This window comes from Moraxella sp. CTOTU47618 (assembly GCF_032017425.1).
In the GTDB taxonomy this organism is placed as follows: domain Bacteria; phylum Pseudomonadota; class Gammaproteobacteria; order Pseudomonadales; family Moraxellaceae; genus Faucicola; species Faucicola tetraodonis.
In genome coordinates, this window is the sequence record NZ_DALZPW010000016.1 from 18,660 (window position 1) to 28,453 (window position 9,794).

At 43.0% G+C, this 9,794-nt stretch carries 8 protein-coding genes and 2 tRNA genes; 7 read left to right on the top strand and 3 right to left on the bottom strand.

From position 1 onward, the window contains the following. Positions 1-11: 11 nt before the first annotated feature. On the bottom strand, positions 12-1,685 hold the full coding sequence (locus RTS09_RS10320; protein WP_312536799.1) for an aminotransferase class I/II-fold pyridoxal phosphate-dependent enzyme: 1,674 nt from the start codon (positions 1,683-1,685) through the stop codon (positions 12-14). 187 nt (positions 1,686-1,872) lie between these two features. Here RTS09_RS10320 and RTS09_RS10325 point away from each other — a divergent pair, with 187 nt between their 5' ends. The 7 genes from RTS09_RS10325 (at position 1,873) to cobA (ending at position 7,606) form a co-directional block, all read left to right on the top strand. Continuing rightward, positions 1,873-2,364 carry a glutathione peroxidase gene (locus tag RTS09_RS10325; RefSeq protein WP_312536801.1) on the top strand — a complete coding sequence of 164 codons (492 nt, stop codon included), beginning with the start codon at positions 1,873-1,875 and terminating at the stop codon, positions 2,362-2,364. 264 nt (positions 2,365-2,628) lie between these two features. Beyond that, positions 2,629-2,704: transfer RNA gene (locus tag RTS09_RS10330), tRNA-Val, on the top strand. A gap of 36 nt (positions 2,705-2,740) precedes the next feature. Beyond that, positions 2,741-2,817: transfer RNA gene (locus tag RTS09_RS10335), tRNA-Asp, on the top strand. A gap of 810 nt (positions 2,818-3,627) precedes the next feature. Further along, on the top strand, positions 3,628-5,256 hold the full coding sequence (locus RTS09_RS10340) for a BCCT family transporter (protein ID WP_312536803.1): 1,629 nt from the start codon (positions 3,628-3,630) through the stop codon (positions 5,254-5,256). 208 nt (positions 5,257-5,464) lie between these two features. After that, complete coding sequence (gene moaB / locus RTS09_RS10345; protein WP_007115945.1) at positions 5,465-5,998, top strand: molybdenum cofactor biosynthesis protein B; 534 nt, start codon at positions 5,465-5,467, stop codon at positions 5,996-5,998. After that, the gene (mobA, locus tag RTS09_RS10350; protein ID WP_312536805.1) at positions 5,988-6,599 is read left to right on the top strand and encodes a molybdenum cofactor guanylyltransferase; all 612 of its coding nucleotides are present in this window, start codon (positions 5,988-5,990) and stop codon (positions 6,597-6,599) included. Before moaB ends, mobA begins: the two co-directional genes overlap by 11 nt. A gap of 146 nt (positions 6,600-6,745) precedes the next feature. Continuing rightward, positions 6,746-7,606, top strand: coding sequence for a uroporphyrinogen-III C-methyltransferase (gene cobA / locus RTS09_RS10355; protein ID WP_312536807.1), 861 nt, complete (start codon positions 6,746-6,748; stop codon positions 7,604-7,606). A 229-nt stretch (positions 7,607-7,835) separates the two neighbouring features. Here cobA and nirD read toward each other — a convergent pair whose 3' ends face one another. Then, positions 7,836-8,156 carry a nitrite reductase small subunit NirD gene (gene nirD, locus RTS09_RS10360; protein ID WP_265104040.1) on the bottom strand — a complete coding sequence of 107 codons (321 nt, stop codon included), beginning with the start codon at positions 8,154-8,156 and terminating at the stop codon, positions 7,836-7,838. Positions 8,157-8,223: 67 nt separating this feature from the next. Next, a partial coding sequence (gene nirB / locus RTS09_RS10365) for a nitrite reductase large subunit NirB (RefSeq protein WP_312536810.1) occupies positions 8,224-9,794 on the bottom strand: 1,571 nt, incomplete at its 5' end.

The following is a 9,794-nucleotide window of genomic DNA, read 5'->3' on the forward strand; positions in this document are numbered from 1 at the left end:
TCAATGAAACATTAATCAGTGCCATATTCTTGGCGTTTTGTGGCAAAAAAGCGCTCCAGTCGATCCATCGCTTCATGCAAATCTGATGCATTGGGCAAAAATACCACGCGAAAATGGTCAGGTGCATGCCAGTTAAAGCCCGTACCTTGTACCATCAAGACTTTTTCTTGCAGTAATAATTCCATCATAAACTGCATATCATCTTCGATTGGATAAATCTCACGGTCAATTTTTGGGAAACAATAAAACGCCCCTTGTGGCATGGTACATGAGATACCTTTAATGGCGTTTAGGCGCTCGATAGCGATGTTGCGCTGCTGATACAGGCGACCGGTTGGTGCGGTCAAGGCTTGCATACTTTGATAGCCACCCATCGCCGTTTGAATCGCGTATTGTGAAGGGACATTGGCACACAGCCGCATCGATGATAGCATGGTTAACCCTTCAATAAAATCAGCCGCATGGTGTTTTTTACCCGATAACATCATCCAGCCTGAACGAAAACCTGCGATACGGTGCGACTTTGACAAGCCATTGTATGAGATAACCAAGCAGTTTTTGGCAAGGGTGCACATCGGTACATGCACGGCATCATCATACAGCACGCGGTCATAAATCTCATCCGCCATCAGTACAAGCCCGTGTTTTTCTGCTAGTGCCACGATTTTTTTTAAATTTTCGGTAGAATAAAGCGCGCCTGTTGGGTTGTTTGGGTTGATGACCACAATGCCTTTGGTGCGCTCATTGATTTTGCTTTCGATATCGGCAATATCTGGCTGCCAGTTGTCGGCTTCATTACACAGATAATGAACCGCTTTACCCCCTGCCAAATTCGTCGCCGCTGTCCAAAGCGGGTAGTCAGGCATAGGAATCAGCACTTCATCGCCGTCATCCAGTAACGCTTGCATGGTCATCACAATCAGTTCAGAGACACCATTGCCCAAATACACATCGGCAACGTCTACCGCTTCTAACAATCCTTTGGCTTGGTAATACTGCAAAATCGCTTTACGCGCGGCAAAAATCCCTTGAGAGTCTGAATAGCCAATCGCATTGGGCAAATTCATCGCCACATCTGATAAAATCTCTTGCGGCGCTTCAAACCCAAATGGGGCAGGGTTGCCAACATTGAGTTTGATGATTTTATGACCTTGTGTCTCCATGCGGTTGGCAGTTTGTAGCAAAGGACCGCGAATGTCATAGCACACGTTTTGCAGTTTGTTGGATTTGTTCAAAGTTTTCATGGTAGATACATCACTACTAGGTTTGGGATTGGGTTTGGGATTAGGTTTAGAATGGTTGGGTTGAAAATTGGTAGCAGCAGGCGTCGTCGGTTGAGCCGTTTGACCCTGCCACGGATTCGCTTGATTGGCATCGCTTGATGCTTGTGCTACAGTAGTATCATTGACCGTATTCGCCGCTAACGCTTGGGTGCTGACGCTTTGACTTTCCACCCCAGTACCCGATAGCAAATAGCTTTCGCTGCACCCTAACAGACTGGCAAGCACAGGCAGTTTATTGGACACGATGCCATTGGAGCCGCGCTCCCAATTAGAAATCGCGGCACGGCTAACTTTAGCACCAGCTTGGGTCATTAAATCGGCAAGTTCGGCAGTGGTCAAACCTTTGCTTTTACGCAGCTGCGTCAAGCGTTGTCCAGCCGATAGTTTAGCGTCAGTGAGCATAGCGGGGGAGTTCCGTTTGAGTATTAATAAATCATATCAGACTTTTGTCAGAAATACTGACATTTTTAGGCGTAAGTGAGGCTGAATAACTGCCAATAGATAAACTACGCTTGTCAGCATAATAATGCAAGAAAAACTTACAATTTTTTAACTAACAACTTTTTAACTAACAATAAGGAGATTTGCTATGGAAGATTTTTACCAATTGTCCGCGACCGATATTCGAGGTCAGCTATTTGATTTTGACACCCTTAGAGGTAAAGTCGTATTGATTGTGAATACCGCGAGCAAATGCGGCTTTACCCCACAGTTTGAGGGCTTAGAAAAACTATACCAAGCTTACAAAGACCAAGGATTGGTGGTGTTGGGTTTTCCCTGCAACCAATTTGGTCAGCAAGATCCTGGCAATGAAGCGCAAATTAGTGAGTTTTGCCAAATCAATTATGGCGTGACCTTTCCGATGATGGCGAAAGTTGACGTCAATGGTAAAGACACCCATGCTGTGTATCAGTTTTTAAAATCACAGCCACAGGGTAAGGGTATGTTGGGCGACGCCATCAAATGGAACTTTACCAAGTTTTTAGTTGACGCACATGGTAGAGTCGTAGATCGTTTTGCACCGACCAAAGCCCCCCAAGACCTTGAGACGGATATCAAAGCACTACTGGCGCAACAGTGAGAAAATGCGGGAGAGAGAAAAATAAAAAGGATTTAATTGGGGGAATTAAATCCTTTGGGTGACAAGCGATAGAGACATTGTTATTATTGTTATCTTATTATTCTTATTGTTAGCTATGACCTTGCTGGCCATGTAGGTATGATAGGGTTTTTATGTGACAACCACATGACATACTCAGTAAAATTTTTTTAAAAATTTTAACATTTGCCAAAAAAAATCGTTGACAGCAAAAATAAATTCTCTATAATACCCACCACAGACGATGGGTCGTTAGCTCAGTTGGTAGAGCGTCTGCCTTACACGCAGAATGTCGGCGGTTCGAATCCGTCACGACCCACCAATTTGACAAGTTTGGGTCATCGTCATCAGCTACCGTGCAGTGGTAGTTCAGTTGGTTAGAATACCGGCCTGTCACGCCGGGGGTCGCGGGTTCGAGTCCCGTCCGCTGCGCCACTTTTTCTTTGATAAAAAGATAAGTGTTAAAAAACAAAATTTTTTAAGTTTTATGCCTCAAATCTCCCCTGATTTGAGGTTTTTTTTCGCTTAAATTTTATACCAAGTTATTGATTTTAAAAAATATATTATTTTATACATTTTTTTGTTCATATTATTTTGAAAATTGGTTTGGATTGTTAAGTTGAAAAGATATCTATTTTTAATATTTAAGTAAAACTAACGTGACCAAAAGCTTGTGACCAAAACATGACGATTTTGTGAGCAAAAATTTTGGCTGACGGTCTGTTAGGGTCACCCGCCAATTATTAAAGCCAATGATTAAAATAGAAAAAGTACAGTAAAAATTAAAAGGCGGATTTCATTACAAGCTGTCAGGCAACCAAAATTCATGCAATCGAACAACAAAGTCTCGGATTTTATTGCATGAGCTATGCCGCAAGATCCCCATCGCCTCACTACCAAATTGCCAATGCGTTTTCCTTGAGCCCATCATTGAAATCATCCGATTATCCAATGGGGTCGTAGCCCAGACGAGGCGTCAGTTAGTCAAATGAAAGTAGATAAATAGATAACTAATGTTGGATTAACCACTTTATAATTATAGTAAATTATTAAATAAAATTAATTAATCCTATTTTCTCTGCTCTACTAAAATGTTACAGTATGTTAAGATATATATCCTTCATAATCAAAAACTTAGTTTTGTTTTTGTGGTATATACGCCCTGTGAAATCTTGCTATAATTTGAAATATTGTAAATAATTTGTTAAGGTTGCTTTCCAGTTAATCTAATGAAAAGATATCTTTATGAGTTTTGTGAAAGTCGAAAAATTCGGCCCTTTCCCTCGGGTTAATCGTCCTGTTTTTATTGCCTCCGCATTGCTGATTGTCGGATTTATTATTTTTGGTTCATTATTTGGTGAGTTGGCAGGTGAGGTTTTTAACCAACTACAGTCTTTTATTACCCACCGTTTTCGTTGGCTTTTTATCATTTTGATGAATGTCACGGTGGTGTTTAGCCTATATATTGCCTTGAGTCGTTATGGCGATATTCGACTTGGGCATCAGACAGAGCATCCTGAGTATAGCTTACTATCATGGTTTGGGATGCTGTTTAGTGCGGGGATTGGGATTGGTCTGTTGTATTGGGGGACAGCCGAGCCGTTATATCATTTTATGTCGCCTCCGATGGGGCAAGCTGAAACCGTAGAAGCGGCTAAACAAGCGATGAGTATTTCGTTTTTGCATTGGGGGATTCATGCGTGGGCGTTGTATTGTGTCGTAGCATTGTCATTGGCGTATTTCCATTATCGCCGTGGCTTGCCGTTGTCGATTCGCTCGGTGCTATACCCGTTGATTGGTCAAAAAATCTATGGCAAATGGGGGCATGTGGTCGATACCCTTGCCGTGTTTGGCACGATGTTTGGGGTGGTGACTTCCTTGGGGCTGGGTGCGATGCAAATCAACGCAGGCTTTAGCAATGTGTTTGGTATTCCCAACAATGTCCCAGTACAGCTTTGTCTGATTGCGATTATTACCGCGATGGCGACGTTATCAGTGATGATGGGGCTGGATAAAGGGATTAAACGCTTAAGCGATATCAATATTGTGCTGACTGTGTTGCTGCTTGGCTTTATGTTATTTTTTGGTCCGACCCAGTTTATCATTGATAGTTTTATCGAAAATATCGGCAATTATGTCAGCCAACTTATTCCACTAGGATTTTGGAGTGAGGCGTATAGCAATACGGATTGGCAGGCAAATTGGACGATTTTTTATTGGGCATGGTGGGTGAGTTGGTCGCCATTTGTGGGAATTTTTGTGGCGCGTATTTCTCGGGGTCGTACTATCAGAGAGTTTATTTTTGGGGTGTTATTTATCCCGATGCTGTTGTTGTTCTTTTGGTTTACCACCTTTGGCGGCAGCGCGGTACACATGGAATTGATGGGCAATTATGGGCTGATAGAAGCAGTCAAAGCCGATTATGGTAGTGCGATTTTTAAACTGATTGAATATTATCCTTTAACCAAGCCTTTGACGCTGGTGATTGTGGTGATGATTATGTTGTGGTTTGTCACTTCATCAGATTCGGCAAGCCTTGTGATTGATATGCTCACGGCAGGCGGCGATACTAATCCGCCAAAAATCCAGCGGTTATTTTGGGCATTGAGCCAAGGGGTGATTGCTGCAGTATTATTGGTGGCAGGTGGGTTATCTGCGTTGCAAGCGGTCGCAATTATTGCAGGCTTTCCGTTTGCCATCGTGGTGTTTGTGATGATGTATTGTTTATGGCGAGGGCTAACACGAGATAGATTGACCTTGTACCGTAATCAACAATGGTATATCACGGCAGAGTCTGCTGAACATAATTCAGCGAATGAGTTTATTGATGAGCACTTATTGCTCGGTCCGCCCGTGGTGGCTAAAGATGAGTAATATTGTTTTTCTTGATTAACATAAATGGACGGGTGCAAGCGTCGCAAAGCTGATGCCCGTCTAGGCAGTCAACCAAATGGGCATTAATTGACAGAGTGACAGCCTAGACATGTGTTACAAACAAAAACGCTATAACAAACGCCTAATCTATGGCAATATTTGATATGCCCATAAAATTGTATACCCATAAAATAATGAGGAAACCCCAATGAGCAAGCCTGAAAAACCTTTTATTGCGCTTAATATCGCAATCTTAACTGTATCAGACACCCGCAGTTTAGAAGAAGATACCTCTGGTAAATACCTAGCCGATAGCCTTGTCGAATCAGGGCATACCCTGGCAGAGCGAGCCATACGCACCGATGATATTTATCAAATCCGTGCTATCGTGAGTCAATGGATTGCCGACCCTGCGATTCACGCTATCATTACCACAGGCGGGACAGGTTTTTATATCCGTGACCAAATCCCTGAAGCCCTAAGCCCGCTGTTTGATAAAGAAGTACAAGGGTTTGGTGAGATGTTTCGCGCGTTATCTCGTGATGAAATCGGCATGTCAACCTTGCAATCTCGTGCGCTAGCAGGCATGGCGAATAATACGGTGATTTTTTGTTTACCTGGCTCCTCGGGTGCCTGTCGCACGGGCTGGGAAGGCATCATCAAAGAACAGCTCGACAACCGTACCCGTCCGTGTAACTTTGTGCCGCATCTGATGCGTGAAAATCCAAAACATGACCATTAAATTGGCAGGGGTGGTGATTTTGGCGGGGGGTGAATCATCTCGGATGGGTTCACCCAAGGCGCTATTAAGCTTGCCAAATGGCGAGACTTTGCTTGATTTTCATATTCGTCATGCCAAACGCTTAAATGTCCCTGTCATGGTGGCGGATAATGGTAAGCGCTTATGTCATGATACAACCGTCAAAATCATTGATGATTATCTGCCAAATCAACAAAATGGCAAAGGGGGAGGGGCGTTATCAGCCATGGCAAGTGCCATGAATCAAGTCATGTCTCCTTACCATTATTTACTGGTGATAAGCTGTGATAGTTTGGTTCAAGCCAATCAAGTTTTTGATAAGTTGCATTATGCGGCAACCGATAATGAAGCGGTGATTTATTTAAAAGCTGAAAAAGATTATCCATTGTTGGGTTTGTATCGTACGGATTTATTAATAAAATTAAACGATTATTTGGATAAGGGTCAGCGCGCAGTGATGAAATTTTTGGCGGATAAAAAAATACAAACCGCTGCATTGCCAAATGAATGGATAGCTTTAGCAAATTTTAATACCAAAAATGAATTTGATTTGGCGTTGAACTCACTCAATGAAATAGGATAAATAGGTCAAATTTTGGGAAATTATTCACATTAACAGGATATAAAATAATTTCATCAATTAAGGGTAGGATTAAGGGTATGAGTTAAAATTTAGGCATGGTAATTGCATTTTTAAATTACCTTGTTTGATTATGTTGGAAAACTGCTATGCCTTCAATCAGTAGCCCTGTGAGTGTTGAACTTTTTCCCCATGACAGCGTGAAAGAAAATCGTTTTGACCTTCTTACAACCCCCAAACATGCAAAAGCTGTACAAAATCAGGGCAAAGTGTATCTGGTTGGTGCAGGTACAGGCGACCCCGAACTCTTGACCATCAAAGCCTATAAAACCATCTTGCAAGCGGATGTGATTTGTTATGACAATCTGGTGAGTGATGAGATTTTGGCACTTAATACAACGGCAGAAAAAATCTATGTGGGTAAAAAATGCCACAAGCACAGCATGCCCCAGCAAGACATCAATAGCTTATTGGTCACCCTAGCGCAACAAGGCAAAACTATTGTACGCTTAAAGTCGGGCGACCCGTTTATCTTTGGGCGTGGCGGTGAAGAAATGCAAACCGTGATTGGTGCAGGGGTAGCGTGTGAATCGATTGCCGGCATTACTACCGCGCTAGCAGTCGCCAATAGCGTCAATATTCCGCTCACCCATCGTGACTATGCGCAATCCGTTAAGTTTGTAACAGGGTTTTTAAAGACGGATACGCCGAATGAGCAATATGCAGAGCTGCTTGCCGATAATCAAACCGTGGTGTTTTATATGGGATTAAATACCTTGCCAAATTTAACCCAAGGTCTGTTACAAGCGGGTAAATCAGCTGATACACCATTTGCGATTATTGCCAATGTCAGTCGTCCTAACGAGCAAGTTTTGGTGGGTACGCTAAGCACTATTCAAGCATTGCAAAATGACGCTAAACTGCCATCGCCTGCGGTGATGATTATGGGTGATGTGGTATCGCTGTATCATCAATTAAATGCGCCTACTTTAACGTATGCCGCATTGTAGCATTGTAGAGATGATAAGACTGTACATATTTTAGCCATAATTAATCGGTTAATCAGTAATTAGTCAGAGTGACAACTATGATGACATAGGGGGAGCTGATTGCTTACCCTCTATTTTTGTCAACACCTAAAACATAAAAAAGGCATGCGGTTTTGATGCCTTTTTTATGTTTGTGAGAGTGTTGTGCGGGGTTTGGGCAAATTCAATCTGTCGTTACAGTTAATAAAGACTAAATCATTACCACGCCATTGGTCACGCTCACAGGGTAGGATTTTAACGCCACTTGCTCATCATCAATGCATTTACCTGTCGCCAAGTCAAAGCGTTGTTTATACATGGGTGATGCGACATATCGTACCTTTTGTCCGTCAATTTCACAGCTACCGAGTAGTCCACGAGAGATAACATTGGCTTGGCTAAAAGGGTCAAAGTTGTGCATGGCAAAAACGTCATCATTTTGGGTACGAAAGATAGCCACTTGCTCACCGTTTACCAACGCACACACGCCTGTCTCGGGGATGATATCGTCAATTTTACAGATTTCATTCATCGTAATTTTCCATTGTTTTGATTGAAAATGGCAGGCTAAATTAGCGCCATTTTGCTATGGTTAACCATTAAGCAAGCTCGATGTCCGCTTGGGCGGCAATAGCGTTGTAAGCTAATCCTTGCTTTTCCTCAGCCGTTGCAGGGCGGATTTGGTGACGCTCTTCGACAAACACCACGTTGTCATCGACTTTGTCACTGTTGATAAAGTGCTTAAAACGTTTTAAACGTTCTGGGTCAGAAAGGGTGGTTTTCCATTCGCACTGGTAAGCGTCAATGTCCGCTTGCATTTGGGTTTCAAGCTCATGAGCAATGCCCAAGCTGTCATTGATAACCACGTCTTGAATATACTCAAGACCACCTTCCATTTTTTCACGCCAGACTGACGTGCGTTGTAAGCGGTCACCAGTTTTGATATAAAACATTAAGAAACGGTCTATGTATTTAACCAGTGTGGCTGTGTCCAAGTCACTGGCAAATAGTTCAGCGTGACGAGGACGCATGCCGCCGTTGCCACAGACATAAAGGTTCCAGCCGTTTTCGGTGGCGATAATACCGATATCTTTGCCTTGGGCTTCAGCACATTCACGGGTACACCCCGATACCCCAAATTTGATTTTATGCGGGGCACGTAAGCCTTTATAACGGTTTTCCAGTTCGATCGCCAAGCCAACGCTATCATCAACCCCATAGCGACACCAAGTGCTGCCGACACAAGACTTAACAGTCCGTAGTGATTTGCCATACGCATGACCTGTTTCAAACCCTGCATTTATTAAACGTTCCCAAATTGCAGGCAATTGGTCACTACGTGCACCAAATAAATCCACACGTTGCCCACCAGTGATTTTGGTGTAAAGTCCAAAATCGCGTGCTACCTCACCTAAGACAATGAGTTTTTCGGCAGTAATTTCACCACCTGCAATCCTTGGTACGACAGAGTAAGTACCATCTTTTTGGATATTGCCCAAGAAAGCGTCATTGGTGTCTTGTAGCGCAACCAGTGGTTTATCTAAGATATAGTCATTCCAACATGATGCCATAATCGAGCCAATCGTAGGCTTACAGATTTCACACCCGTCACCATGACCGTATTTTTCAATCATTGCCTCAAAGGTACGGATATTACCGACTCGTACCAAGTGATATAGTTCTTGGCGAGAGTAAGCGAAATGCCCGCAGATGTGATTTTTGACTTCAATACCACGTTTTTTGAGTTCTGATACTAAGGTATCTTTGACGATTTGGGCGCAGCCGCCACAGCCTGTGCTGGCTTTGGTACAGACTTTAATGTCTTCATACGTGAGTGCGCCATTATCAATCGCCGAGCAGATTTGACCTTTGCTGACGTTATAACATGAGCATAGGGTAGCGGTATCGGGCAGATTTTCAACGCCCATAACGGGTTTTTCGACATTTGGTAAAATCAAGCTTTCTGGGTGTAATGGTAAATCAATACCATTTAAAAATAACTGGAGCAAGTTGCTGTAATCTTCCGTATCACCCACAAGTACCGCACCGAGCAAGCGTTTGCCATCGTCCGAGGTGACTAATTTTTTATACACGCCTGTTTTGGGATTTTGATACACAAAGCTTAAACTGTCTTTGATTTTGCCATGGGCATCGCCAATACTGCCGACAT

Bases quoted from the DNA above. Each gene is read 5' to 3' on its own strand.
- RTS09_RS10320 (WP_312536799.1), bottom strand. From the start codon at position 1,685: ATGCTCACTGACGCTAAACTATCGGCTGGACAACGCTTGACGCAGCTG.
- RTS09_RS10325 (WP_312536801.1), top strand. From the start codon at position 1,873: ATGGAAGATTTTTACCAATTGTCCGCGACCGATATTCGAGGTCAGCTA.
- RTS09_RS10340 (WP_312536803.1), top strand. From the start codon at position 3,628: ATGAGTTTTGTGAAAGTCGAAAAATTCGGCCCTTTCCCTCGGGTTAAT.
- moaB (WP_007115945.1), top strand. From the start codon at position 5,465: ATGAGCAAGCCTGAAAAACCTTTTATTGCGCTTAATATCGCAATCTTA.
- mobA (WP_312536805.1), top strand. From the start codon at position 5,988: ATGACCATTAAATTGGCAGGGGTGGTGATTTTGGCGGGGGGTGAATCA.
- cobA (WP_312536807.1), top strand. From the start codon at position 6,746: ATGCCTTCAATCAGTAGCCCTGTGAGTGTTGAACTTTTTCCCCATGAC.
- nirD (WP_265104040.1), bottom strand. From the start codon at position 8,156: ATGAATGAAATCTGTAAAATTGACGATATCATCCCCGAGACAGGCGTG.